Here is a 25537-nt window from a genome sequence, read left to right as displayed (position 1 = left end):
GAAGGGCGCCGTTTGGCGCCCTTTTTTTATGGGCGCCGGATGGGCTATCCTCGGGCTCTCCCGCGCCGTCGTCAGAGCCGGGGCAGAGCAGGGAACCCCGATGATCACCAGCAAGCTGCCGAATGTCGGCATCACTATTTTCACGCAGATGTCTCAGCTCGCGGCGCAGACCGGAGCGATCAACCTTTCCCAGGGTTTTCCCGATTTCGACGGCCCGCAGGCACTGCGCGACGCGGTCGGTCGACACATCGCCAGCGGCCATAACCAGTATTCGCCCATGACCGGCCTGCCGGCGTTGCGCCAGCAGATCGCGGCGAAAATCGCCCGCAGTTATGGCGCCAACGTCGATGTAGACACTGAAGTGACAGTGACCCCGGGCGCGACCCAGGCAATCTTCTGTGCGATTCAGGCGGTTATCCACAGCGGCGACGAAGTCATCGTGTTCGACCCGGCCTACGACAGCTACGAGCCAGCAGTAGAGTTGGCCGGCGGACGCTGCGTGCATGTGCAACTTGGGCTGAAAGATTTCTCCATCGACTTCGACAAACTCAGCGCAGCCCTGAGCCCGCGCACGCGGATGATCATCCTCAACACCCCGCACAACCCGAGCGGTGCGCTGATCAGCCGTACCGAGCTGGATCAGTTGGCTGCGTTGATTCGCGACCGCGACATCTACGTGATCAGCGACGAAGTCTACGAACACTTGGTGTTCGACGGTGTGCCGCACGTCAGCGTGCTGGCCCATGAAGAGCTGTATCAGCGCGCATTCGTGGTCAGCTCGTTCGGCAAGACCTATCACGTCACCGGCTGGAAAACCGGCTACGTCGTGGCGCCGCCGGCCCTGACGGCGGAGCTGCGCAAGGTGCATCAATACGTCAGCTTCTGTGGCGTGACGCCGTTGCAGTTCGCTTTGGCCGATTACATGGCCGAGCATCCGGAACATGTCGAAGAGCTGCCGGGCTTCTATCAGGCCAAGCGCGATCTGTTCTGTGATTTGCTCGCGCCGTCGCGATTCAGTTTCACCCGCGTCACCGGCACCTATTTCCAGCTGGTCGATTACTCGCAGATTCGCCCCGACCTTAACGATGTCGAGATGGCGATGTGGATGACCCGCGAGCATGGCGTAGCGAGTATTCCGGTGTCGGTGTTCTACCAGAATCCACCCGAAGGCCAGCGCCTGGTGCGCCTGTGCTTTGCCAAACGTGAGGAGACGCTGCGGGAAGCGGCGGCCAAACTATGCGAGATCTGAGTGCGTTGCCCGATCTCAATCTGGCGCTGATCCAGACAAGCCTGGCCTGGCATGATCGTCAGGCCAATCTGGAGCATTTCGACGCCTTGCTGGAGCAGGCGCGCGGTGCGGATCTGATCATCCTGCCGGAAATGTTCACCACCGGATTCTCCATGGAGTCCGAAACCCTGGCCGAAGCAGAAAACGGCCCGACCAGCAAATGGCTGCGAGCCCAGGCGGCGAAGCTGAATGCTGTCGTCACGGGCAGCGTGATCATCCAGGCCGCCGACGGCAGCCACCGCAATCGCTTGCTGTGGGCGCGGCCGGACGGCGAAGTGCTGCATTACGACAAGCGTCACCTGTTCCGCATGGCCGGCGAGCACAACCACTACACTCCCGGCGAGCGCCAGGTGCAGTTCGAGCTCAAAGGCTGGCGGGTGCGTCCGCTGATCTGCTACGACTTGCGCTTCCCGGTGTGGAGCCGTGATGCCCAAGACACAGATCTGCTGCTGTACACCGCCAACTGGCCGGGTGCGCGGCGTCAGCACTGGAACCGGTTGCTGCCGGCCCGGGCGATCGAAAACCTGTGCTATGTGGCGGCGGTCAACCGCGTTGGCACTGATGGCAAAGGTTTCGCGTATACCGGCGACAGTCAGGTGCTGGATTTCCAGGGCGAGAGTTTGCTGGCGGCGGGGGAGGCTGACGGGGTGTTCAAGGTGGTTCTGGAAGCGGCTTCGCTGGCCGCTTACCGCGAGCGGTTCCCGGCGAATCTGGATGCGGACACCTTCGAGTTCACTTGATAGCCCAGATCACCTAGATCGTTCCCACGCGGGAACGATCAGCTAGAAAGTAAAAAGGCCCCGAGGTGCAAACCTCGGGGCCTTTTGCATTGCAGCGGTCAGTTACGCCGCTTTCGCTTCCGGCTGGCTCAGCGAACGATTCAGCGCGCTAAACAGGGCCTTGAAGCTGGCGGTGGTGATGTTTTCATCGATGCCCACGCCGTGCACCGCACGTTCGCCGTTCACACGCAATTCGATGTAGGCCGCCGCCTTGGCGTTGGTGCCCGCGCCGATGGCGTGTTCGTTGTAGTCCATGATCTCCACCGGAATCGGCAGACCGGCCACCAGCGCTTCCAGCGCGCCGTTGCCCTTGCCGCGCCAGTGCAGGTTGGTTTCGCCCTGACCCTTGCTCGCCACTTCCACTTCAACGGCGCTGTTGCCGTTTTCTTCTTGCAGGCGATGGCTGACCAGCGCGTACGGGGTGTTGGCTTGCAGGTATTCGCTGTGCAGCAGTGCGTGGATTTGCTGCGCGGTCATCTCCAGACCCAGGCGGTCGGTTTCACGCTGCACGACCTGGCTGAATTCGATCTGCATGCGACGTGGCAAGCTGATGCCGTATTCCTGTTCCAGCAAGTAGGCGATGCCGCCCTTGCCCGACTGGCTGTTGACGCGGATCACCGCCTCGTAGCTGCGGCCGATGTCGGCCGGGTCGATCGGCAAGTACGGTACTTCCCACAGTGCGTCGGATTTCTGCTGGGCGAAGCCCTTGCGGATCGCGTCCTGGTGGGAGCCGGAGAACGCGGTGTGCACCAGGTCGCCAACGTACGGGTGACGCGGGTGAACCTGGATCTGGTTGCACTCTTCGACGACCTTGCGCACGCCGTCGATGTCGGAGAAGTCCAGTTGTGGGTCGAGGCCTTGGGTGTACATGTTCAGTGCCACAGTCACGAGGTCGACGTTGCCGGTACGCTCGCCGTTGCCGAACAGGCAACCTTCGACGCGGTCGGCGCCGGCCATCAGGCCCAGCTCGGTGGCGGCCACGCCGGTGCCACGGTCGTTGTGGGTATGCAGGCTGATGATCACGCTGTCACGACGGTTGATGTTGCGGTGGAACCACTCGATCTGGTCGGCGTAGACGTTCGGGGTCGCGCATTCAACGGTGGCCGGCAGGTTGAGGATGATCTTGTGCTCAGGCGTCGGGTTCCAGACCTCGATCACCGCGTCACAGACTTCCTTGGCGAACTCCAGCTCGGTGGCGCTGAAGGTTTCCGGCGAGTATTCGAAGGTCCACTCGGTATCCGGCTGCATGGCGGCGTATTTGACGAACAGCTTGGCGGCGTTCACGGCGATGGCCTTGATCCCGTCCTTGTCCTGATTGAAGACGATGCGACGGAAAGAAGGGGAGGTGGCGTTGTACAGGTGAACGATGGCTTTCTTCGCCCCGCGCAGGGATTCGAAGGTGCGCTCGATCAGGTCTTCACGGCCCTGGGTCAGCACCTGAATGGTGGTGTCGTCCGGGATGTGGCCGTCCTCGATCAAGGTACGCACGAAGTCGAAGTCGGTTTGCGAGGCGGCCGGGAACGACGCCTCGATTTCCTTCACGCCCACTTGCACCAGGGTTTTCCAGAAGCGCAGCTTTTTCACCGCGTCCATCGGCTCGATCAACGACTGGTTGCCGTCACGCAGGTCGGAGCTGCACCAGATCGGCGCGGCATCGATGGTTTTCGACGGCCAGGTGCGATCCGGCAGATTGATCACAGGAAACGCGCGGTATTTCGAAGACGGGTCTTTGAGCATGCTCATCGGGAAATTCCTTATTGTCTGGGCCGAAAAGAGGCGGCCTGCCGGTGGAACGAACGTTCTTGGAAAAGCGTGGGACGAGGCGCAGCGATTCAGCCCGGCAGTCGTGCGCTGACGAGGCACAGGCTGCGGTGCTGGCGAAGCTGAATGAGGGTGTGAGAGGTTTTCATGCCTTCAACCCTAACCGCGGGGGGAGAGGATGGCAAGCAGTCGAAAAAAATTGAGAGGAATACCCGGAAAGCGGTTTTTTCCGAGATTTTATTCTCTGAATCAAAGTGAATGTTTGCAGAGATTGCGCAGTCCGTTCGTCGTGCGCAATCTCTGTGGGAGCGAGCTTGCTCGCGATGAGGCCAGTCGCCTCACTCGCAAATCAGGGCTGGAAAGCCCCAATGAAAATCGCCGGATCGACCCGCGCGTCGTTCAGGCTGACGTTCCAGTGCATGTGCGGCCCGGTCGCCCGACCTGTGGCCCCCACCTTGCCAACCACCGCGCCGCGCGCCAGTTGCTGGCCGTTCTGCACATCGATCTTCGACATGTGACAGAACATGCTGATGAAGCCCTGGCCGTGGTCGACGAACACCGTGTTGCCATTGAAGAAGTAGTTGCCGATCAGGATTACCTTGCCGGCCGCCGGAGTCTTGATCGGCGTGCCGGCCGGCACCGCGAAGTCCAGACCTGCGTGCGGATTGCGCTCTTCACCGTTGAAGAAACGGCGCACGCCGAACTTGCTCGACAGCGGTCCGTTGACCGGTTTGTCCAGCAGCAGATTGCTCGGGGTATTCGGGCTGAAGCTGCGATAGGCCTTGATCTGTTCGGCCAGTTCGCCCTCGATGCGCTTCAGGTTTGCTGGGTTTGGATTGACCTGCTGCGTGTTCTTCAGGGTGATGTGCTGTTCCGGGTATTTCTTGTTGCCGACGGTGAAGTTCAGATTCTTGCCGCCACTGCTGATCTGCTGGGTGCCGGGTTTGACGGTCAACGGAACGCCGACAATCGCCAGCCAATTGTTCTGTTCCTTGACCACCAGCACCGGTTTGCCCTGATAAGTGGCTTTCGGCGCTTGCACAGCGGTCCCCAGATCGACGACAGCCACGCCGCCCGGCACCGGTTTGTTCAGCAGACGGGTAATGTAACTGTCGGCGTGGGCGTTGAAGGTCAGGCACAGCAACAGCAATGGAGCAAGAAAACGCGGCATGGATCAGTCCAGTAAAGAAAGGGTGACGGGCGTCAGGTGGTTGTCCTCGACGCGCACTTGCAGTTCGCCTTCGCCCAGTCTGGCCTTGAGGCGCTGGCCGGTGTGGGTCTGCGCGGCGTTGCGGATCGCGTTGCCGCGTTCATCCAGCAGAATGCTGTAGCCACGGCCGAGAGTCGCCAGCGGGCTGACCACGTGCAGGGTCTGCATCTGGCTTTGCAGTTGTAAACGGCGGCGTTTCAGGCCTTCGTTAATGGCGCGTGGCAGGCGTTCGGCGAGGCTGTCGAGGCGCTGGCGCAACAAGGCCAACTGGCGTCCCGGATGTTGCCCTGCGAGGCGGGTTTCCAGACGAATCAGGCGTTCGCGGCGGGTATTGAGCTGGCGCTCGAAGGCGCGGCGCATGCGCATGTCCAGATCATCCAGACGCTGTGCCTGCTGGCGCAGACGCTCGCCAGGATGGCGCAGGCGGCGGGTCATGCCTTCAAGGCGCAGGCGATCGCGCATCAGTCGGTCACGCATGCGCATCACCAACCGGCGATGCAGGCTTTCGACCTGCCGGATCAGGTGGCTGGAATCCGGGGCAAGCAGTTCAGCAGCGGCGGACGGCGTCGGTGCGCGCACGTCAGCGACGAAGTCGCTGATCGACACATCGGTTTCATGGCCGACCGCGCTGACAATTGGCGTGACGCAGGCATCCACCGCACGGGCCACGGCCTCTTCGTTGAAGCACCAGAGGTCTTCCAGCGAGCCGCCGCCGCGCGCCAGGATCAGCGCGTCGAAACCACGGGCATCCGCCAGTTTCAGGGCGCGGACGATCTGCGCGGTGGCTTCGCGGCCCTGAACTGCGGTCGGAATAAGCGTCAGCTGTACCTGCGGCGCGCGGCGGCGGAACACGCTGATGATGTCGCGGATCACCGCGCCGGTCGGCGAACTGATGATGCCGATGCGCTGCGGGTGCGCCGGCAGCGGCACTTTGTGCTCGGCACTGAACAGGCCTTCGGCGCTGAGCTTTTCCTTCAAGGCATCGAAGGCCAGGCGCAGGGCACCGTCACCGGCAGGCTCCACGGTGTCGAGGATCAGCTGATAGTCGCCACGCCCTTCGAACAGCGAGACCTTGCCGCGCACCTTGACCGCCAGGCCATCCTTCAGCGCCTGACGCACGCGCGCAGCATTCTGCCGGAACAGCGCGCAACGCACCTGCGCCCCGCTGTCCTTGAGCGTGAAATACACGTGGCCGGACGCCGGGCGGGCGAGGTTGGAGATTTCGCCTTCGACCCAGATGTTGCTGAACACGTCTTCGAGCAACACCCGCGCGCGGCCGTTGAGCTGGCTGACGGTCAGGACTTCGCGGTCCAGGCCGAGTCTTGCAAAGGGATCTTTAATCATGGGGCGCAGTTTAAAGGCATTCGCCGGTGAATGTCTGGAGGAAGTGTTGCACCAGAGGTGTGGGATTTTGCCGAGAAGCGAGGGCGACGGTGCTCTGGCAATCGCCGGTCAGCGGCAGAAATCTCACACCAGCGGGCGCGATGTCCTGCACTGATTCCGGCAGCAGAGCGATGCCGAATCCGGCCTGGATCAACTGCAATTGCGTGGTTTTGCGCGACATCACCCGCGCAGCCTGAGGGAAAAAGCCGTGACGCATGCACAGGTCGGCGCACAAATAACTCAGCCCGCCGCGCTGCGGGTGCGGGATGGAGATGAACGCTTCGTCCTTCAATTGCGCCAGATCGACTGCCTCCGCCAACGCCAGTCGATGATCCGCCGGCACTGCTAGCAGCAAACGTTCGGTGTAGAGCGGCACAATCTGAACACCCTCGCGTTGACGCAGTACCGGCAGACGCAGAAGGCCAATATCGAGGCGGCCCTCGGCCAGTTCTTCAAGTTGTGCTTCCGAGGAGAGCGTGCCGATGTCCAGCGAAACCCCGGGTTGCTGCTCCAGGTACTCGCTCATGTCGCGTAACAATCGGCCGCTGATCGGCACGGTACTCGAGTGACACACGCGCAAAGTACCGCGCTGGCCCTGGCCGATTTCCGTGGCCAAAGTGCTGGCCTTGTTCAATTCATTCAGCAGGTTTCTCGCCCGGGGCAGGAACGCTTCGCCAGCGGCGGTGAGCCGGGGCTGGCGCGCGGTGCGTTCGAACAACGGCGTTTGCAGGCGAGCTTCCATGTCCTTGATCTGCCGGCTCAGCGCCGACTGGGCAATGAACAGGCGTTCGGCCGCAGCGCTGAAGCTGCCGCTCTCGGCGATTTCGACGAAGTAACGCAATTGACGGGTTGAAAGCACGAGGCATGCCTTTTCGAGATGGCTTGGCGGTTTCGATGATATTAGTCGCAACCCTCGGCGCTGGCTAAAGTCATCGCAGGCTTATATAGGAAGCGGGCGAATGAGTGTGGCGGGGTTGTTGAGCGAATGGTCGTGGGGCGCGCAGGGCTGGGTGGTGATCGGGCTGGCCATCGCGCTGGCGTACATCGTGTTCGGGATTGCCGGTTTCGGTACGGCGCTGGTGGCGGGGCCGATTCTGATTCTGTTCATGCCGCTGTCGAAAATCGTGCCGTTGCTGGTGCTGCTGGATTTCGTCGCGGCGTTCGGCAATCTGCTGCCGTCGCGGCGGGATGTGGCGAAACCGGAATTGCTGCGGCTGTTGCCGTGCATGGCGGTGGGGTGCACGTTGGGGGTGATTTTCCTGCTGAACCTCAAGTCCGATCTTTTGCTGCTGCTGATGGGTTTGTTCATCAGTGCCTATGCGATCTACAGCTTGTGGATCAAGGCGCGGCCGGCGCAGTTGTCTGCCGGGTGGGCGTTACCGATGGGCACCGTGGGCGGGCTGTTCGGGGCGTTGTTCGGCAGTGGTGGCTTTCTTTATGCAATCTATCTCAACAGCCGACTGCCCAAGGACGCAGCCCGGGCCACGCAAAGTGCGCTGATCAGTTGCAGCACAGTGGTGCGTTTGAGCCTGTTCGCCATCGCCGGGGTGTATGCCGAGCTACCCTTGTTGATGCTTGCACTGTGCCTGTTGCCGGCGATGGCGCTGGGCTTGTGGGTCGGACGGCGCTTGACCATGCGCCTGTCCCGCGAGGCCTTCGTGCGGCTGGTGACCTGGCTGGTGCTGGCAAGCGGGATTGCGCTGATCGGCCGCTATTTAAGCACTTGACCGGATTTTGTCAGGGATTAAGCTGCCGGCCGCGTTCGTCGCAGAACATCCTTTGACGCAGCAGGCTTGCACCATGAATTCCCAGAGCATCATCGTCCCGAAAATCTCCAACCTGCCGGTGCACGAGCCCCGGGCCCGGGCGATCCTGCGCTGGCTGGTGCGCAAGAACATCGTCAAGGAAGAACTGAGCACCTGCGGACGTACCGGCAATCGCATGGCCTACGCCATCGCCGATGGTGCCCGCGCAGTGGTGCTGCACCCCGAGGCGCTGCCGTTCGGTGAGCCGATCAATGGGCTGGAGGTCATCACCAAGCGCTGCATCTACACCCCGGCCAAGGGTTTTCTCGAAGAAGCCGGTTGTGCCGAATGCCGTCAGGAGATCGGCGAAGCGTTGTTCGAAAGTCTGGAAGACTGGATGCCGGGTCGCACCGACAACTTCACCTGTCCTGAATGCGGGCACGAAGACGACATCAACGGTTTTCTGTATTTGCAGGAATGCGGGTTTTCCAACCTCGGTTTCATCTTCAACAACTGGCTGGAGGCGGGGTTCAAGCAGAGTTTCATCGACGAATTCGCCGACTGGCTGGATCAACCGGTGAGCTGGGTCAAGGTCGAGTTGTAGGGGGCGTTTTTCCCGTACATCAGCAACATTGATATAAGACAAGTTTTACATTGAGCCCGGTAGGGTGTCTGAGTATAATGGCGCGCTTCCATTTTCCCGCTCGGGAGCCCCCGCGATGCTGCGTATCAGCCAAGAAGCTCTGACCTTCGACGACATTCTCCTAGTGCCCGGTTATTCCGAGGTGCTTCCTAACGAAGTCAGTCTGAAGACCCGCCTTACCCGTGGCATCGAGCTGAACATTCCTCTGGTTTCTGCCGCCATGGACACCGTCACCGAAGCCCGTCTGGCAATCGCCATGGCTCAGGAAGGTGGCATCGGCATTATCCACAAGAACATGACCATCGAGCAGCAAGCTGCCGAAGTTCGCAAGGTCAAGAAGTTCGAAGCCGGTGTGGTCAAGGACCCAATCACCATCGAGGCTGACGCCACGGTTCGTGATCTGTTCGAACTGACCCGCATGCACAACATTTCCGGCGTTCCGGTCCTGCACGATGGCGACCTGGTCGGCATCGTCACCTCCCGTGACGTGCGTTTCGAAACCCGTCTGGACGCCACCGTTCGTGAAGTGATGACGCCGAAAGAGCGTCTGGTCACTGTTCGCGAAGGCGCCGACAAGAACGAAGTCCGCGAGCTGCTGCACAAGCACCGCCTGGAAAAAGTCCTGATCGTCGACGACAAGTTTGCCCTCAAAGGCATGATGACCGTCAAAGACATCGAAAAAGCCAAGGCCTACCCGCTGGCCAGCAAGGACGACCAAGGTCGTCTGCGCGTCGGCGCTGCGGTCGGTACCGGTAAAGACACTGGTGACCGCGTTGCAGCCCTGGTCAATGCCGGTGTGGACGTGGTGGTGGTCGACACCGCTCACGGTCACTCCAAAGGCGTGATCGACCGCGTTCGCTGGGTCAAAGAGAATTTCCCTGAAGTGCAGGTGATCGGCGGCAACATCGCCACCGGCGCAGCCGCCAAGGCCCTGGCCGAAGCTGGCGCCGACGCGGTCAAGGTCGGTATCGGCCCTGGCTCGATCTGCACCACCCGTATCGTCGCCGGTGTCGGCGTTCCGCAAATCAGTGCCATCGCCAACGTCGCCGCTGCCCTCGAAGGCACCGGTGTTCCGTTGATCGCCGACGGCGGCATCCGTTTCTCCGGTGACCTGTCCAAGGCCATCGTTGCCGGTGCTTCCTGCGTGATGATGGGCTCGATGTTTGCCGGTACCGAAGAAGCGCCGGGCGAGATCGAACTGTTCCAGGGCCGTTCGTACAAGGCTTATCGCGGCATGGGTTCGCTGGGCGCCATGTCCCAGGCTCAAGGTTCTTCCGACCGTTACTTCCAGGACTCCTCGGCAGGCGCCGAGAAACTGGTTCCGGAAGGCATCGAAGGCCGTGTTCCTTACAAGGGCACCCTGAGCGCGATCATTCACCAGTTGATGGGCGGTCTGCGTTCCTCGATGGGTTACACCGGCAGCGCCAACATCGAAGAAATGCGCACCAAGCCTGAGTTCGTGCGGATCACCGGTGCCGGCATGGCCGAATCCCACGTTCACGACGTGCAGATCACCAAGGAAGCGCCAAACTACCGCGTAGGTTGAGGCTTCAAGCAAAACGTTAAATGACCGGGGCTGTTTTATTCAGCCCCGAGTCGTTTCTGAATCAAGACTGTTTCTGAATTACTTAGACGAGACTGAATCATGGCCCTCGACATTCACGCTCACCGCATCCTGATCCTCGACTTCGGTTCGCAATACACCCAACTGATCGCCCGCCGCGTGCGCGAGATCGGTGTGTACTGCGAACTGCACCCGTTCGACATGGACGAAGATGCGATCCGCGAATTTGCGCCAAAAGGCGTGATCCTCGCCGGCGGTCCCGAGTCCGTGCACGAAGCCAACAGCCCGCGCTGCCCGCAAGCGGTGTTCGACCTGGGCGTACCGGTCTTCGGTATCTGCTACGGCATGCAGACAATGGCCGAGCAACTGGGCGGCAAGGTTGAAGGCTCCGAACTGCGTGAGTTCGGTTATGCCCGCGTTGACGTGGTCGGCAAGAGCCGTCTGCTCGACGGCATCGAAGACCACATCGACGCCGACGGCCTGTTCGGCCTCGACGTATGGATGAGCCACGGTGACAAGGTCACCAGGATGCCGGAAGACTTCCACATCCTGGCCAGCACTCCGAGCTGCCCGATTGCCGGCATGTTCAACGACGAGCGCGCTTACTACGGCGTGCAGTTCCACCCGGAAGTGACCCACACCAAGCAGGGCGGTCGCATCCTGTCGCGTTTCGTTCTCGACATCTGCGGCTGCGAAGCCCTGTGGACTCCGTCGAAGATCGCCGAAGACGCCATCGCCAACATCCGCGCACAAGTCGGTACCGACAACGTGCTGCTGGGGCTGTCCGGCGGTGTGGACTCCTCGGTGGTTGCGGCACTGCTGCACAAGGCCATCGGCGACCAGCTGACCTGCGTCTTCGTCGACAACGGCCTGCTGCGTCTGCACGAAGGCGAGCAGGTGATGGCCATGTTCGCCGAGAACATGGGCGTCAAGGTGATCCGCGCCAACGCTGAAGACCAGTTCCTGAACAACCTGGCCGGCGAAGCCGATCCAGAGAAGAAGCGCAAGATCATCGGCCGTACCTTCATCGACGTCTTCGATGCCGAATCCTGCAAGCTGGACAACATCAAGTACCTGGCTCAGGGCACCATCTACCCGGACGTGATCGAATCGGCTGGCGCGAAAAGCGGCAAGGCCCACGTGATCAAGTCGCACCACAATGTAGGCGGCCTGCCGGAAGAGATGAACCTGAAACTGGTCGAGCCACTGCGCGAACTGTTCAAGGACGAAGTCCGTCGTCTGGGCCTGGAACTGGGCCTGCCGTACGACATGGTCTACCGTCACCCGTTCCCGGGCCCGGGCCTGGGCGTGCGGATCCTCGGTGAAGTGAAGAAGGAATACGCCGACCTGCTGCGTCGCGCCGACCACATCTTCATCGAAGAACTGCGCAAGGCCGACTGGTACCACAAGGTCAGCCAGGCCTTCGTAGTGTTCCAGCCAGTGAAATCGGTTGGCGTGGTCGGCGACGGCCGTCGTTACGCCTGGGTCGTGGCCCTGCGTGCCGTGGAAACCATCGACTTCATGACCGCACGTTGGGCGCACCTGCCTTATGAACTGCTGGAAACCGTCTCCGGCCGCATCATCAATGAAATCGAAGGCATCTCGCGCGTGACTTACGACGTGTCGAGCAAGCCGCCGGCGACCATTGAGTGGGAGTGATCCTGCGCAAGCCATGATGGCTTGAAGTCTGAACCAACAAAAAGCCGCGTGAAACAATGTTTCACGCGGCTTTTCTGTTTCTGGCGTTCAACGGCTGCTTACAAAGGTCTGGACCAGCCCGCCAGTTTCATCCCACGCTCATCAAGCGCCTTGAGCAGCGCCTTGATACTGGCGAAGCGTTTTTCATGGACGCTGGGCCATTCGGGGCGTTCGATGAAAACGCGGTCGGATTCGAAGTGGATACCCGTGCGTACAATCGCATTGGCGCGGTTGCGATGTACCAGAAAGGTTTCCCGCAGTTCCTTTTTCAAGGTGTACAGACCCGGTCGGGAAAGCAGCTGTTCGATCTCCGAGGTCGTCCGGGCGTACCATGGTGTTTCGACTTGCAGGCGCAGGTCACCTTTTACGAATGCCTGGTTCTTGCCCATTTGATCGGCAAGACTTTTACCGGGATCCGCTTCGATACCGCCGGATTGACCTTCAGCGACATCTTCGGCGCGCAGACCGACGACGCCTTCCAGCTCGCTGACACCGGCAACGCCTTCGAACGTGTTCGAGTGGGAGTTCCCCATCAGTGCCACCCAGTTATGCGGTCCGCGAGCCCCCTGGTCAGCCTCGATCACGGTGTGAGCGTAGTAGTTCATGATTCTCTGGCGTGCCGACGGATCCGCCGTTCTCATTCCTTCAACCCGATAACTGGCCAGGCAGTCGATGGCCTGAACGCGTATCCCGTTGCGATTGGCTTCCTTGACCAGATTGAGAAAGGTGTAGCGTTGCAGCGGATCGGTCATGTGACCACTGTCTAGCTGAATCAGATAGTTCTCCAGATCCCGCGGCATGACCGACGTCCTGGCGTAATTATCCAGTGCGGGCTGGTGGAAATCCGTGAGCAAGTGTTCGGAGTAGAGGGTCTTCACGCCCTTGTTGGCCAGGGTTTGCATATTGTCGATCAGCCACTGCTTGCTGCCGATGTCGGCATGGCTTTCGCCAATGACCAGACCGCGAAAATCCGTGAATACCCGCTCGATGAATGTTTGTCCCGACAGCCCTGCTGTCAGCGAATCCATTGATGGGCGCACGGGGAGGTGCAGTTCGGCATAGAAACGCACTGCCGCTTCATGCAGTTGTTTTCGCAGCATCTTGAATGTATCGAGGGGCGAATTGCCGCCCCATGACGCAACGGAGTCGTTCAACAGAGAGGCGTCATTGCCACGCGCCACGTTTTTCAGTTCGGCCCGGGCCTGCACCGCAATCTCATACGGCGAGGTGAAGCGGGGTGGATCCTTGATCGTCAAATCCGGGGCGGGTGGCGCTTCAATCGCCGGGATGGACGGCTGAATGTCTGGCAGTTGACCGAGCGTAGCGGTGGGATCAATACGCACGTGTACCTGCGTGAGGCCTTCATGTTCTATGGCTTGCAACAGTTCATGCAGGCTGTCGAAGTGACGCCCGCTGACGGCTGACCATTTCGGCCGGAGGATGGAGAAACCGGCGCTGTCCTGCTGGATCGGTGTACGCACCAGACTGCCATTGCCACTGCGGTGAACAAGGGTGGAGGGCTCCTGCACCATGAACATGCCGCGCCTGGGCAGCGCTTCTTCAAGCGAGCGAGCTGTTGCCGTCGCGGGCGGTGCGCTCAGTTGCAGGCGAAGATCGCTTTTCAATTCGTCGAAGGGACGTCCCAAGATGTCTTTGACTTTTTTGCCCGGGTCAGCTGTAAGCCCCTGAGCCTGACCCACAGCACTTTCATCGACGCGTAATGCCACCGCACCTTCCAGCTCACTCAGCCCGGCAACCTTGTCGAAGCTGCTGGCGCGGGCCTCATCGACCAGTGCGATCCAGCGATGAACACCGCGTGCGGCCTGGTCGGCCTGAATCACAGTGTCCGAGTAGTAATTCATCATTTTTCGGCTGCTGGCTTCGGTAGTACCTTCCATCCGTGGAAAGCGCCGGGTCGCCATGCTGTCGATCGCTTGTACGCGGATGTGATTCTTCTGTGCGCCTTTTACCAGCTCGGTGTAGGAATAAGGTCCGGCAGGGTCGGTTTTGAACCGCGCATCCAAAGCCTTCAGGTACCGCTCCAGAGCCGGCGGCATCTTGCCGCTCTGGTGAAAAACATCCAGATCCGCTTGATGGAAATCCGTGAGCAAGTGATCCAGGTAAAGGGTTCTGACCTTCTGTTTGTTCAGCGCTTTGAGATTGTCGACAAGGGCCTGTCGAGCACCGATGGCAGAACTGTCCTGACCGATTCCCAGGCCGGTGCCGTCCTTGAACAGGCGCTTGGTCATTTCGGCAAAAGGCGTCGTGGGTTTGAAGAGTGGGACGGCCGGACGCGGGGGAAATTCGGTGGCGGCATAGGCGTTGATGGCATCGTCGTAGAGCCCGCGACGCAGGGTTTTGAAGTCTTGATAGAAACGGTCGCTGCTGTCCTGTGGATCCAGCGGGAAATCATCGACCTGAGCTTCGGCAACGGGTTGCAGCGCCGATCGCGATGCTTGCGGCACATCGTACGTCAGTGGTTGCATCTCCACTTCTGGCAGTGGGTCGGCCGTGTGTCCGAAGGGCCACTTGCCGAAAATTTTCATGCCACCCTTGAGTCCGGGGCGGGCCACCGGTTCCCACCTGAGCGCTTCGTTCAAGCGTATCGGGACATTGCGGTAATACGAGAAAGGGTTACTCGGATCAATGATCACCCAGCCGCGTAACTGCTCGACATAACGCACCTGATAAAAGCCGTCGCTTCCTGCGCGGCGCATGTAAATGTAACGCTTGCCCGAAGCGGCCAGGATGATCTCCTGCAATTTGGGGTCGCCGGTTTCAACGCGGGTGCCTTCGGTGATTTCAGTCTTGAATGAAGCAAGGAAGTCCTCGGGCTGCACGGGCAGGATGCGTGTCGGGGCAATTTCCTCCAACGGGGGCAGCGGGGTGCGGGCAATCGCCGCTTCGGCGAGTTTTTCTTCCGGTGCGAAGACCGTGCTGGCCTCGGCTATTTCCGGCAGACGGCCACCGCCCTTGAGGAAGGTGGCGTTGAAAAGGGTATCGATGGTCGCGAAGATGGCGCCCGTCACTGCAGACTTGCGTTCACCGGGTGTCTTGCCATTGACCGCCTGATCAATCTGCAACCCGACATTGGCGATGCCGGCGCCCACGACGGCCAGTGCCACAGGCCAGCCGACAGCGGCCATCGGACCGAACATGCGACCGAAAGCGTTGAGATAGCCGATCCACAGTTTTTTCCGCAGATCGCCATTGGTGTGCATCATGAACGTGGCGTCGCTGATCATCCTGGCGTGAGTGGCGTTGGCGAGGAAAGTGAAGGCATCGCTCTTGAACGTCTCGCTGGTGTGTTCGACCAGGGAGTGATCGGCGCAGTCCCAGGCGCTGACCAGCAGATCCAGGACATGATTGAGCCCGACATTTTCGACATGCGGCGGGCGGAATATCTCAGTGAGCAGATATGTCCCGGGACTCAACAGGGGGAGCCACCCCGGTTTCGCAGCGTCGCGCCATGAGGTGTCTTCCATGATGTCGTGATCGGCCACTTGAAAATGCGCGAGGAAACGTTGGCGGTCAGCCGGTTTACGGGTTTGCGACAGCACCCACCAATGCAGATCCTTCGCTGTCTCGAAGGCGTGCAGACCCCAGATTTCTCCGGGGGTGTAGAGGATCTTTCGACCATTGACGTCGGTGATGCACAGAATATCGGTCGCTACATAACCCCCCACCTTCAGCAAGCTCAGATGCATTCCCTTGGCGGGCGCCGCATCCTCCTCCAGCATCTGCAACGTGACGGGCCAGCTCACATTGCCGGCGACGGCCTTGACCACTGTCCGGAAATTTTCGTCCGACAACCGGCCACCTTCGCGATCCTCCATGGCCTGGGCGATAAAGGTGCACTTGGCCAGGCTGCGGAATGTCCTGGTGTGTTTTTTCCAGAACGAGGCGACCTTCTGATTGAACAGATCGGCAAAGTTGATCGCCCAGAAATCCTTCAGCACCTCGTTGCCATGCAACCGCACTTCATTGGTCTCGTCGAAGTCCTCGGCGTCCGATCCGGTCGTGTAAAAGCCCCCATCGACATCGAGCATGTCCGAGTTGTCCTGATCACCGACGCGGAACCGCTGGATCACCAGTTGCGGCAAGGTCATGGACTCGGTTGGCCGGGCACCATGATGTTCCCAGCCCGTGAACGCTTTCCAGCTGCTGCTGGAGAACTTGAAGCGGTGCCAGTAAACCTGTCCGGGGTCCAGGTGATTCACGCCATGTTTGCGCAGGATGTCCCTGGCGATATCACAGGCCATTTCGTACATGTCGGGGCATGCATGAACCAGCGCGGGCACCAGGTTCTTCAGGGCCAGTTTGTCGGCGGCGTTGGGGAATGCAATGTTTGCTGATGTGTCCACGGTCTTTCCTTGAGGGTGGTACGGATGGGACCGGATCATTTCAGCTGGGCGTAGGAAGGGTCTGTCAGCCGTTGTGTGTAACGGGTGTCGGAACATTAGGCACGGCGCATGGGAAAACGATCAGGATCCAGTCTGAAAACCCGGCAATGTGGAGCAGTTGAGTCCCGCTTTTCGCTCTGAGGAACTGCGGCCAGTCGCCGCGCCGCCCTTACTGTTTCTCATCTGCGGGTGTATCGTATTCGCCCTTTACGGGTCTGCGGGCCCGCCGCAGATACGTGAGGTAGTTGAGTTCATGTCCTTTACCCGTCGCCAAATCCTCGGTGGCCTGGCCGGTCTTGTTGTCGTTGGCGTGGGAGCGGGGGGCGCGTCGCGTTACTGGCTGGGCAAGATGGCCGATGCCGATGCGGGGCATGACTATGAGCTGATCGCTGCGCCACTGGACGTCGAGCTGGTGCCGGGGCACAAGACCGAGGCCTGGGCGTTTGGCCCGTCGGCGCCGGGCACCGAGTTGCGCGTGCGTCAGGGCGAGTGGCTGCGGGTGCGGTTCATTAATCATCTGCCGGTCGCGACGACCATTCACTGGCACGGCATCCGCCTGCCGCTGGAGATGGACGGTGTGCCGTACGTGTCGCAATTGCCGGTGCTGCCGGGTGAATACTTCGATTACAAATTCCGTGTGCCGGATGCTGGCAGCTACTGGTATCACCCGCACGTCAGCAGCAGCGAAGAGCTCGGTCGCGGGCTGGTCGGGCCGTTGATTGTCGAGGAGCGCGAGCCGACCGGGTTCAAGTACGAAAAGACCCTGAGCCTCAAGAACTGGCATATCGACGACGAGGGCAACTTCGTCGAATTCAGCATTCCGCGTGAAGCGGCCCGTGGCGGTACGGCGGGGCGGCTGTCGACCATCAACGGTGTACCTTCGCCGGTGATCGAGTTGCCGGCGGGGCAGATCACCCGCGTACGCTTGCTCAACCTCGACAACACTCTGACCTATCGCATCAACATTCCCGGCGTCGAAGCTCAGATCTATGCGCTGGACGGCAACCCGGTCGAGCCGCGCCCGCTAGGCAAGGAGTACTGGCTCGGCCCGGGCATGCGTATCTGCCTGGCGATCAAGGCACCGCCGGCCGGTGAAGAACTGTCGCTGCGCAACGGCCCGGTGCGTCTTGGCACCCTGCGGTCGGTGGCCAACAATGACGCGCCGACCGACTGGCCAAAGGCATTGCCGGCCAACCCGGTGGCCGAGCCGGACCTGGCCAATGCCGAGAAACTCAACTTCAATTTCGAATGGGTCGGTTCGGTGTCGGTGAATGTCGACAACGGCAAGCCGCCGAGCCTGTGGCAGATCAACGGCAAGGCCTGGGACATCACCGACAAGACCTGTGCCGACCGGCCGATCGCCAGCCTGAAACTGGGCCAGAGCTATATTTTCGAACTGAAGAACATGACCCAGTACCAGCACCCGATCCACCTGCACGGCATGAGCTTCAAGGTGATTGCGTCGAACCGGCACAAGATCGTGCCGTACTTCACCGACACTTACCTGCTGGGCAAGAACGAGCGCGCGCAGGTGGCGCTGGTGGCGGATAACCCTGGCGTGTGGATGTTCCACTGCCACGTGATCGACCACATGGAAACCGGCCTGATGGCCGCCATCGAGGTGAAGTGATGCGCCAGATTCGCCCCGCGGCGATCATCGACCGCAGCCGTGACCGCGACTTCATGCGCGAGGCGCTGGAATTGGCGGCCCAAGGCGCAGCCCTCGGCGAAGTGCCGGTGGGCGCAGTGCTGGTGCAGGATGGCGAAATTATCGGTCGTGGCTTCAATTGCCCGATCAGTACCAGCGACCCGAGTGCCCATGCGGAAATGGTCGCGATCCGCGCCGCCGCGCAAGCAGTGGATAACTATCGACTGCCGGGCAGTACGCTCTACGTGACGCTGGAACCGTGCAGCATGTGCGCCGGGTTGATCGTGCACTCGCGAATCGCGCGGGTGGTGTATGGCGCGCTGGAGCCCAAGGCCGGGATTGTGCAGAGTCAGGGGCAGTTCTTCACTCAGGGCTTTCTCAACCATCGAGTGTTGTATGAAGGCGGGGTGTTGGCGGAGGAGTGTGGGGCGGTTCTGACCGAGTTCTTCAGGGCGCGGCGCGCGAAACCGGCAGACTGAACACAAAACCAATGTGGGAGCGAGCTTGCTCGCGATTCGGTCGGACAGTTACAGAAATGTTGACTGTCAAACCGCTATCGCGAGCAAGCTCGCTCCCACAGTGTTATTCGGTGTTTGGAAGATTTACTTCTTAGCGACAATCACCGCCCGCATCGGCGCCGGCAGCCCTTCAATCGTCTTGCTGTGATCTTCCGGATCAAGGAAGTCGCTCAACGACTGATACTTCATCCACTCAGTCCCGCGTTGTTCTTCAACGGTGGTGGTGCTCACATCCACGCATTTCACATCGGTGAAACCCGCACGACGCAGCCACAATTCCAGCGCCGGCACCGATGGCAAGAACCACACATTACGCATCTGCGCATAACGGTCTTCCGGCACCAACACCTGATGCTTGTCGCCTTCGACCACCAGCGTCTCCAGTACCAGCTCGCCACCTTTCACCAGGCAATCTTTCAGCGCCAGCAAATGCTCGATCGGCGAACGACGGTGATAGAACACCCCCATGGAAAACACCGTGTCGAAGCCTTCCAGATTCGGCGGCAGGTCTTCGAACGGGAACGGCAGGTGCCAGGCATTCGGCTCTGACAGATAACGTTGCACCGCCTGGAACTGGCAGAAGAACAGCCAGTTCGGATCGACGCCGATCACGCTGTCGGCACCGGCCCCGAGCATGCGCCACATGTAGTAGCCGTTACCGCAACCGACATCGAGGATGCGTTTGCCCTTCAGATCCAGATGCGGAGCGACCCGCGACCACTTCCAGTCCGAGCGCCATTCGGTGTCGACGTGCACGCCGAACAGATCGAACGGCCCCTTGCGCCACGGCGACAGGCCCATCAGGGCTGTACGCATCTGGGCACGGGTTTCGGCGTCGCAATCGGTGTCGAGTTTCAGACCGTCGAGCAGGTCGACTTCAGTCGGCTGGATCTTCGGCAAGGCGTCCAGCGCACTTTGCCAGCGCTCCAGATCGCCGTGACCTTTCTCCATTTTCTTGTCGAGCTGCACTTGCAGGGTGTTGGCCCATTCGGCCAGCGGCGTGCCGGCCAGACGGCGGGCGAGGGGGGACAGATCAATCATGGCAAGGCAATCAACGAGGCAAAGTTAAGACACTGGAACCACGGCACGACTTTCGAGAACCCGGCGGCCAGCAGGCGCTCGCGGTGTTCTTCGAGGCTGTCGGGCTTCATGACGTTTTCGATGGCGCTGCGCTTCTGGGCGATTTCCAGTTCGCTGTAGCCGTTGGCGCGCTTGAACGCGACGTGCAGGTCAGTCAGCAGCGCGTGTTCTTCGACATCGTTGAAGCGCAGCTTCTCCGACAGAATCAGCGCGCCGCCCGGCAGCAATGATTGGCGGATGCGTGACAGCAACGCCGTGCGCTGTTCCGGGGCGATGAATTGCAGAGTGAAGTTCAGCGCCACCACCGAAGCCGGTTTGAAGTCGAGGGCGAGGATATCGCCTTCAATCACTTCGACCGGCAGCAACTCCTGGAACATCGAGTCCTGACCGTTGAGGTACTCGCGGCAGCGCTCGACCATCGCCGCCGAGTTATCCACTGCGATCACCCGGCAACCGTCGGTGCGCACGTGGCGACGCAGGGCCTGGGTCACGGCGCCGAGCGAAGCTCCGAGGTCGTAGAGCACGCTGTTCGGCTGAGCGAACTGCGCCGCGAGTACGCCGAGGTTCTCGACGATGGTCGGGTAACCCGGCACCGAACGCTTGATCATGTCCGGGAACACCCGCACCACGTCTTCGTTGAAGGCGAAGTCAGGCACTTGGGCCATCGGCTGGGCGAAAATGCGATCGGGTTCTTTGCTCACGGCGGTTCCGGCGGTGTCGATGAAAAGGCCGGCATTTTAGCCAAACTGGCGCGCAGATGCGCGGGTTGTCTGATAAACCGCTTTGCAGCGGGTGATCGTTCCTACGCTCCGCGTGGGAATGCATCCGGTGACGCTCTGCGTCACTTGCGCAAGGACTCAGAGCGTGGGAGCGATCGGTTTCAGAGGTCGGGGCGTTTGGTTTGGGAGAAGGCCGAGGCGGCGATCCCCCACTGCCCCAGCCAGTAACTGAGGATGATGATGTAGGGCGCCGCATTGAACGGTGAGACAAACCGGTTGATGCCGATCACGCTGTCGGAGAACACGAACGCCACTGCGCCGCCCGCCGCCAGCAGTGCCGAACGTTGTGGTACGCCGCTGCCGAGTCGGGCCAGTGCGCGCCAGAGCATGGTGCTGATGGCGGTGCCGTAGACGATCACCGGCACGGTCAACGGGCCGAGTCCGCTGGAGATCAGGATACCCAACAGCACAGCGCCGACACTGAGCGCCAGGATCAGCGGCAGCAGGGCCAGGCGTCGGCAATCGCTGAGGTAAGCCTTGAGATAAGCCAGATGCGCTACCAGAAACGCACCCAAGCCAAACACGAACAAATCCCCCGGCCACGCCAGCAACACATCGCCGATCAACGAGAAAATCAGACCGAGGCTGATCCAGCGGCGATAGTCGCTCGGTGGTGCATCGTGCAGCCAGCCGAGCAACGCCAATACCGGCAACGGTTTGACCAGCAGGCAAAGCAGCGCCGCGTGGGTGCTGACGCCATAGAGAAAGGTCACGGCGCCCATCAGCGCGAGGATCAGCCAGCCCACGATCAGTTCACCGAAATGGCGCAGTCAAAGGTTTCCACCGGCAATACTTCCGGCGCCCAAGGTTGCTGCGAAGTCAGGCGCAGGCGACCGGTGCCGGTGGCAAAAGCCTGGAAGCGCCAGGTCGAGAGACCGGCGGCGCCGACCACGCCGGCATCTTCCGGATTGCTGTAGACCTCGGGGCTGAGGGCGCGCAGTACGCCGCCGGCGGAATCCTGGATGGCCCAGCGGTAACCGGTAGTGGGGTTGCTTGGGAGCATGACGATCAGGTTTTGCCCGTTGGTCAGCCGCACCGGGCATTCGCTCTGTTTTTCCACGGTCACGTTGGTTTTCGGTTGCGTGGCGCAGGCGGCCAGCAGGGCGAGGGACAGGGGGACAAACAGGCGAAGGGGGGACATGGATTCAGTGGCTCCGGCGTTGGCGACGAACGGCGAGCATAACTGAAGATGAGACAAAGTGTGACAACACCAATCCCCTTCCCGCAAGGAAGGGGAATTGGCCGAAGTGGCTCTCGAGTTGTGTCCAGTCCACACATTTACTCGATGCTGGATTCTGTAACGCGAGTTCATTTTGACGTAGCGCTGACCATCGCGGTTTTTTCGAGAGCCTAATGTTTAGCAGGTAAAAGTCTACGTCACACAACCCTCACACTTATCTCATCGCTCCATCGTGATAGGTGATCTTTATTACCTTGCCTGCACTTCAGCAGATACTCGCCGGCTGCCAGCGGCCAGGCTGGGGTTGCCTTCCACGATCGACTGCTCCTGTCGACAGTCGTGCTGGTGTTGTATGTTTCAGGCGGTAGAGGAGGAACTGTTTTGAACTCAATGTCGATAAAGTCGGTCAGGCTATATCCCGTTCCCTCGAAGTTTTGGCTGGAAGGATTTAACTCCCCGCCCTGTATGGGTGACGTCATCAACGGTGGTCCGAGCCGTTTCGTAAAGTTCACGGTAACGCTGGGCAGTGATGTTTCAGGAGGCCAGTGCTGTGTCTGTCTGACGCTAAAAAAGAGGCTTCGAGGGTGCTCGGAATTGTAATCAGTGGCGAGGTATCTCCAGCTACCGTCCTGCCTGACCTCAGTGATTGATACCCAAGGGTCAAGATCCGGGTTTGGTCTGAGAAAGTTCGACTTTGCGAAAATAGCAGCCCCGGGTACGCCGCTCCCTGTCAAAAGCAGTTTGTCTGCGTCCAACTTCTCTTGATCTATGGGTGCAAGGATAACGGGAGGCGCTAATTCAGTGATTTTGTCTTCCATGATTGCTTACTCGTGGAGGTGGATGAGCAAGCGTTTTATCAACTCCCGGATTAGCTGCCACCTGTTAGAAATTACAGTTCCGACGGGTGGGGATTGAAGGTTTTCGATGATCGTTCCCACGCTCTGCGTCCCTTCGCAAGCGTGACGCGGAGTGTCACAGGATGCATTCCCACGCAGACGGTTCGACGCCTCGACGTGGGAACGGTCGTCACAGAGTGATCAGAAAAGCACCTTCGCCACATCCGCAAACTTCTTGGCGAAATGCACCGTAATGCCTTCCTTCAAGTAATCCGGCAGCTCTTCGAAATTCCCCCGATTCGCCTCCGGCAGAATCAACTCGAAAATCTTCTGTCGCCGCGCCGCAATCACCTTCTCGCGCACCCCGCCAATCGGCAGTACATGCCCTGTCAGCGTCAATTCACCGGTCATCGCCACGCCTTTTTTCGGCGCCTGATTACGGGCGAGCGAGAGCAGGGCGCTGGCCATGGTCACACCGGCGCTCGGGCCGTCTTTCGGTGTTGCGCCTTCCGGCACGTGCAGGTGGACGAAAGCCTCGTCGAAGAATTTTGGATCGCCGCCGAAGGATTTCAGGTGCGAACTGACATAGCTATAGGCGATCTCCGCCGACTCCTTCATCACATCGCCCAGTTGCCCGGTGAGTTTGAAACCACGATTGAACGTGTGAATCCGCGTGGCTTCGATCGGCAGAGTCGCGCCACCCATGCTGGTCCACGCCAAGCCGGTAATCACACCGGTGCCGGACAGCACTTGCTCGTTGCGGAACACCGGATGGCCGAGGGACGCTTCGAGGTCTTTCGGCCCGATCTTGATCACCGCTTTCGGATCGTCGATCAGCTTCATCACCGCTTTGCGCACCAGTTTGCCCATCTGTTTTTCCAGCTGGCGCACGCCGGCTTCACGGGCGTAGCCGTCGATCAAGGCTTTGAGTGCTGTGTCGCTGATGCTCAGGCTGCCCTTGGACACGCCGGCCTTTTCCAGCAGTTTCGGCCACAGGTGACGCTTGGCGATGGCGACTTTTTCTTCGGTGATGTAGCCCGACAGGCGAATCACTTCCATCCGGTCCAGCAACGGGCCGGGGATCGAGTCCAGGGTGTTGGCGGTGCAGACGAACAGGACTTTCGAAAGGTCCATCCGCAGGTCCAGATAGTGGTCGAGGAATTCGACGTTCTGTTCCGGGTCGAGGGTTTCCAGCAGCGCCGAGGCCGGGTCGCCCTGGTAGCTCTGGCCCATCTTGTCGATTTCGTCGAGCATGATTACCGGGTTCATCACTTCGACGTCTTTCAACGCCTGCACGAGTTTGCCCGGCTGCGCGCCGATGTAAGTGCGGCGGTGGCCCTTGATCTCGGCTTCGTCGCGCATGCCGCCGAGGCTGAAGCGGTAGAACGGCCGGCCGAGGGATTCGGCGATCGATTTGCCGACGCTGGTTTTACCCACGCCCGGTGGGCCGACCAGCAGCACGATGGAGCCGCTGATCTCGCCTTTATAGGCACCGACCGCGAGGAATTCGAGGATCCGGTCCTTGATGTCGTCGAGGCCGGCGTGATGTTTGTCGAGCACCTTGCGCGCGTGCTTGAGGTCGAGTTTGTCCTCGCCGTACACGCCCCACGGCACCGAGGTCGCCCAGTCGAGGTAGTTGCGGGTGACCGCGTACTCCGGCGATCCGGTTTCGAGGATCGACAGTTTGTTCATCTCTTCTTCGAGGCGCTTCTGCACCTGCGTCGGCAGGACTTTGCCTTCCAGGCGCTGCTCGAACTGTTCGAGGTCGGCGCTGCGGTCGTCCTTGGTCAGGCCGAGTTCCTGCTGGATGACCTTGAGCTGTTCTTTAAGGAAGAACTCGCGCTGATGCTCGCCGATCTTGCGATTCACTTCGGCGGAGATTTCTTTTTGCAGGCGCGCGACTTCGACTTCCTTGCGCAGCATCGGCAGGACTTTTTCCATGCGCTTGAGCATCGGCACGCAGTCGAGCACTTCCTGCAGCTCAGGGCCGGTGGCGGATGTAAGGGCAGCGGCGAAGTCGGTCAGCGGCGACGGATCGTTGGGGCTGAAGCGGTTGAGGTAGTTCTTCAGTTCTTCGCTGTACAGCGGGTTGAGCGGCAGCAGCTCCTTGATCGCGTTGATCAGCGCCATGCCGTAGGCCTTGACCTCGTCGGTCGGCTCGGTGGGCTGGTGCGGGTATTCGACTTCAACGAGATAGGGAGGGCGATGGTGTTTGAGCCAGATCTTGATGCGGACGCGGCTCAGGCCCTGGGCGACGAATTGCAGTTTGCCGTTTTCGCGGCTGGCGTGGTGCACCTTGACCAGGGTGCCGTATTGCGGCAACGCCTTGGTGTCGAAGTGGCGCGGGTCTTCCTGGGGGGTGTCCATGAAGAACAGGGCCAGGGAGTGGTGTTCGGATTTGCTGACCAGTTCGAGGGTTTCGGCCCAGGGTTCTTCGTTGACGATGACCGGCAGGACCTGGGCCGGGAAGAACGGGCGGTTGTGGATCGGGATGATGTAGACCTTGTCCGGCAGGTTCTGGCCGGGCAGGGCGAGGCCTTTGCCTGGGACGTGGTGTTCGATGTGTTCGGCGTCGGTTTCGGTGATGTCGTCGGGGTTCTCGGGGAATTCTTGCTGGTCGCTCATGGGGCACCTGCGCAATGGGGTATGGGTCTTAGATGGGGCAGGCTTTTGGTGGTTTCAATGGGGTGGGGTGTTTCTGCTTGTGTGTTCAGGGTTTTGACAGGGTTTTGGGCTTGGCGGCCTCTGGGCCGACCATGCTCTGGGTGTTTGGGGTGAATATCCGTTTTTTCGGTGCTGCGGCTGGCGGTTTCGCCCTTACGGCGACTCACTTTTTTGACAAACGCCTCAAAAAAGTAAGCAAAAAAATGCTTGTCCCAACGTTCGGCCCGCTCGCTGAGGCTCGGGGTTCCTTCGCTCCGGGATTCATCCGGGGGCATCGCCTCCGGTTTGCTTCGCTGCACCTCCTCTCGATGTGTTCGACTGCGTCGAACGGCGCTGCGCGCCTACCCCCGGATGAACC

The 25537-nt window shown here is 60.5% G+C and carries 19 protein-coding genes; 8 read left to right on the top strand and 11 right to left on the bottom strand.

Annotated features, from left to right (window positions below; translation table 11 throughout):
• Nucleotides 1-100: 100 nt before the first annotated feature.
• Nucleotides 101-1249 (top strand): pyridoxal phosphate-dependent aminotransferase, encoded by a 1149-nt coding sequence (locus AC1Q9F_RS11775; protein ID WP_492619856.1) that lies wholly within the window; start codon nt 101-103, stop codon nt 1247-1249.
• Nucleotides 1237-2028 (top strand): amidohydrolase, encoded by a 792-nt coding sequence (locus AC1Q9F_RS11770; RefSeq protein WP_007956673.1) that lies wholly within the window; start codon nt 1237-1239, stop codon nt 2026-2028. The genes AC1Q9F_RS11775 and AC1Q9F_RS11770 overlap by 13 nt, the downstream gene beginning before the upstream one ends.
• Nucleotides 2029-2130: 102 nt before the next feature.
• Here the strand turns inward: AC1Q9F_RS11770 and leuA are convergent, their stop codons facing one another.
• From leuA to AC1Q9F_RS11750, 4 genes are all read right to left on the bottom strand, one after another.
• Complete coding sequence (gene leuA / locus AC1Q9F_RS11765) at nt 2131-3810, bottom strand: 2-isopropylmalate synthase (protein ID WP_007956672.1); 1680 nt, start codon at nt 3808-3810, stop codon at nt 2131-2133.
• A 367-nt stretch (nt 3811-4177) separates the two neighbouring features.
• Entirely contained in the window at nt 4178-4999 is an 822-nt protein-coding gene (locus AC1Q9F_RS11760; RefSeq protein ID WP_492619857.1) for a peptidoglycan DD-metalloendopeptidase family protein, read from the bottom strand.
• Nucleotides 5000-5002: 3 nt separating this feature from the next.
• A complete protein-coding gene (gene xseA, locus AC1Q9F_RS11755) occupies nt 5003-6382 on the bottom strand; it encodes an exodeoxyribonuclease VII large subunit (protein WP_492619858.1) in 1380 nt (459 codons plus the stop codon).
• Nucleotides 6383-6392: 10 nt separating this feature from the next.
• On the bottom strand, nt 6393-7280 hold the full coding sequence (locus AC1Q9F_RS11750) for a LysR family transcriptional regulator (protein WP_492619859.1): 888 nt from the start codon (nt 7278-7280) through the stop codon (nt 6393-6395).
• Between the two features lie 100 nt (nt 7281-7380).
• Here AC1Q9F_RS11750 and AC1Q9F_RS11745 point away from each other — a divergent pair, with 100 nt between their 5' ends.
• From AC1Q9F_RS11745 to guaA, 4 genes are all read left to right on the top strand, one after another.
• Nucleotides 7381-8148: a sulfite exporter TauE/SafE family protein gene (locus tag AC1Q9F_RS11745; protein ID WP_074691031.1), complete on the top strand. Its 768-nt coding sequence runs from the start codon at nt 7381-7383 to the stop codon at nt 8146-8148.
• Nucleotides 8149-8221: 73 nt separating this feature from the next.
• Nucleotides 8222-8770, top strand: coding sequence for a hypothetical protein (locus AC1Q9F_RS11740; protein WP_011335799.1), 549 nt, complete (start codon nt 8222-8224; stop codon nt 8768-8770).
• Between the two features lie 115 nt (nt 8771-8885).
• Nucleotides 8886-10355, top strand: coding sequence for an IMP dehydrogenase (guaB, locus tag AC1Q9F_RS11735; protein WP_011335798.1), 1470 nt, complete (start codon nt 8886-8888; stop codon nt 10353-10355).
• 99 nt (nt 10356-10454) lie between these two features.
• Nucleotides 10455-12032, top strand: coding sequence for a glutamine-hydrolyzing GMP synthase (guaA, locus tag AC1Q9F_RS11730; protein WP_492619860.1), 1578 nt, complete (start codon nt 10455-10457; stop codon nt 12030-12032).
• Between the two features lie 98 nt (nt 12033-12130).
• Here the strand turns inward: guaA and AC1Q9F_RS11725 are convergent, their stop codons facing one another.
• Nucleotides 12131-16435, bottom strand: a complete 4305-nt coding sequence (locus AC1Q9F_RS11725) for a membrane-targeted effector domain-containing toxin (RefSeq protein WP_492619861.1) — start codon at nt 16433-16435, stop codon at nt 12131-12133.
• A gap of 292 nt (nt 16436-16727) precedes the next feature.
• Here AC1Q9F_RS11725 and AC1Q9F_RS11720 point away from each other — a divergent pair, with 292 nt between their 5' ends.
• Together AC1Q9F_RS11720 and tadA are read left to right on the top strand one after the other, a co-directional pair.
• Nucleotides 16728-18104, top strand: coding sequence for a multicopper oxidase family protein (locus tag AC1Q9F_RS11720; RefSeq protein WP_207983860.1), 1377 nt, complete (start codon nt 16728-16730; stop codon nt 18102-18104).
• Nucleotides 18104-18601, top strand: coding sequence for a tRNA adenosine(34) deaminase TadA (tadA, locus tag AC1Q9F_RS11715; RefSeq protein WP_134334217.1), 498 nt, complete (start codon nt 18104-18106; stop codon nt 18599-18601). Before AC1Q9F_RS11720 ends, tadA begins: the two co-directional genes overlap by 1 nt.
• Before the next feature lie 123 nt (nt 18602-18724).
• Here the strand turns inward: tadA and cmoB are convergent, their stop codons facing one another.
• The 6 genes from cmoB to lon form a co-directional block, all read right to left on the bottom strand.
• Complete coding sequence (gene cmoB, locus AC1Q9F_RS11710) at nt 18725-19681, bottom strand: tRNA 5-methoxyuridine(34)/uridine 5-oxyacetic acid(34) synthase CmoB (RefSeq protein ID WP_207983859.1); 957 nt, start codon at nt 19679-19681, stop codon at nt 18725-18727.
• Nucleotides 19678-20385: a carboxy-S-adenosyl-L-methionine synthase CmoA gene (cmoA, locus tag AC1Q9F_RS11705; RefSeq protein WP_243459162.1), complete on the bottom strand. Its 708-nt coding sequence runs from the start codon at nt 20383-20385 to the stop codon at nt 19678-19680. Before cmoA ends, cmoB begins: the two co-directional genes overlap by 4 nt.
• Nucleotides 20386-20600: 215 nt before the next feature.
• A complete protein-coding gene (locus AC1Q9F_RS11700; RefSeq protein WP_207983857.1) occupies nt 20601-21245 on the bottom strand; it encodes a lysoplasmalogenase in 645 nt (214 codons plus the stop codon).
• A gap of 2 nt (nt 21246-21247) precedes the next feature.
• Entirely contained in the window at nt 21248-21640 is a 393-nt protein-coding gene (locus AC1Q9F_RS11695) for a protease inhibitor I42 family protein (protein ID WP_102688178.1), read from the bottom strand.
• 236 nt (nt 21641-21876) lie between these two features.
• Complete coding sequence (locus AC1Q9F_RS11690) at nt 21877-22497, bottom strand: hypothetical protein (RefSeq protein WP_492619862.1); 621 nt, start codon at nt 22495-22497, stop codon at nt 21877-21879.
• Between the two features lie 219 nt (nt 22498-22716).
• Entirely contained in the window at nt 22717-25140 is a 2424-nt protein-coding gene (gene lon, locus AC1Q9F_RS11685) for an endopeptidase La (protein ID WP_492619863.1), read from the bottom strand.
• Between the last annotated feature and the right edge of the window lie 397 nt (nt 25141-25537).

The organism is Pseudomonas sp. GW823-FHT04A03 (assembly GCF_058796615.1).
Note: the sequence above shows the minus strand (reverse complement) of the source record. Positions and strands in the feature narration are given on the sequence as shown.

Excerpts from the sequence above, each read along its gene's own strand:
- AC1Q9F_RS11775 (WP_492619856.1), top strand. The coding sequence starts at position 101 with ATGATCACCAGCAAGCTGCCGAATGTCGGCATCACTATTTTCACGCAG.
- AC1Q9F_RS11770 (WP_007956673.1), top strand. The coding sequence starts at position 1,237 with ATGCGAGATCTGAGTGCGTTGCCCGATCTCAATCTGGCGCTGATCCAG.
- leuA (WP_007956672.1), bottom strand. The coding sequence starts at position 3,810 with ATGAGCATGCTCAAAGACCCGTCTTCGAAATACCGCGCGTTTCCTGTG.
- AC1Q9F_RS11760 (WP_492619857.1), bottom strand. The coding sequence starts at position 4,999 with ATGCCGCGTTTTCTTGCTCCATTGCTGTTGCTGTGCCTGACCTTCAAC.
- xseA (WP_492619858.1), bottom strand. The coding sequence starts at position 6,382 with ATGATTAAAGATCCCTTTGCAAGACTCGGCCTGGACCGCGAAGTCCTG.
- AC1Q9F_RS11745 (WP_074691031.1), top strand. The coding sequence starts at position 7,381 with ATGAGTGTGGCGGGGTTGTTGAGCGAATGGTCGTGGGGCGCGCAGGGC.
- AC1Q9F_RS11740 (WP_011335799.1), top strand. The coding sequence starts at position 8,222 with ATGAATTCCCAGAGCATCATCGTCCCGAAAATCTCCAACCTGCCGGTG.
- guaB (WP_011335798.1), top strand. The coding sequence starts at position 8,886 with ATGCTGCGTATCAGCCAAGAAGCTCTGACCTTCGACGACATTCTCCTA.
- guaA (WP_492619860.1), top strand. The coding sequence starts at position 10,455 with ATGGCCCTCGACATTCACGCTCACCGCATCCTGATCCTCGACTTCGGT.
- AC1Q9F_RS11720 (WP_207983860.1), top strand. The coding sequence starts at position 16,728 with ATGTCCTTTACCCGTCGCCAAATCCTCGGTGGCCTGGCCGGTCTTGTT.
- tadA (WP_134334217.1), top strand. The coding sequence starts at position 18,104 with ATGCGCCAGATTCGCCCCGCGGCGATCATCGACCGCAGCCGTGACCGC.
- cmoB (WP_207983859.1), bottom strand. The coding sequence starts at position 19,681 with ATGATTGATCTGTCCCCCCTCGCCCGCCGTCTGGCCGGCACGCCGCTG.
- cmoA (WP_243459162.1), bottom strand. The coding sequence starts at position 20,385 with ATGGCCCAAGTGCCTGACTTCGCCTTCAACGAAGACGTGGTGCGGGTG.
- AC1Q9F_RS11695 (WP_102688178.1), bottom strand. The coding sequence starts at position 21,640 with ATGTCCCCCCTTCGCCTGTTTGTCCCCCTGTCCCTCGCCCTGCTGGCC.
- AC1Q9F_RS11690 (WP_492619862.1), bottom strand. The coding sequence starts at position 22,497 with ATGGAAGACAAAATCACTGAATTAGCGCCTCCCGTTATCCTTGCACCC.
- lon (WP_492619863.1), bottom strand. The coding sequence starts at position 25,140 with ATGAGCGACCAGCAAGAATTCCCCGAGAACCCCGACGACATCACCGAA.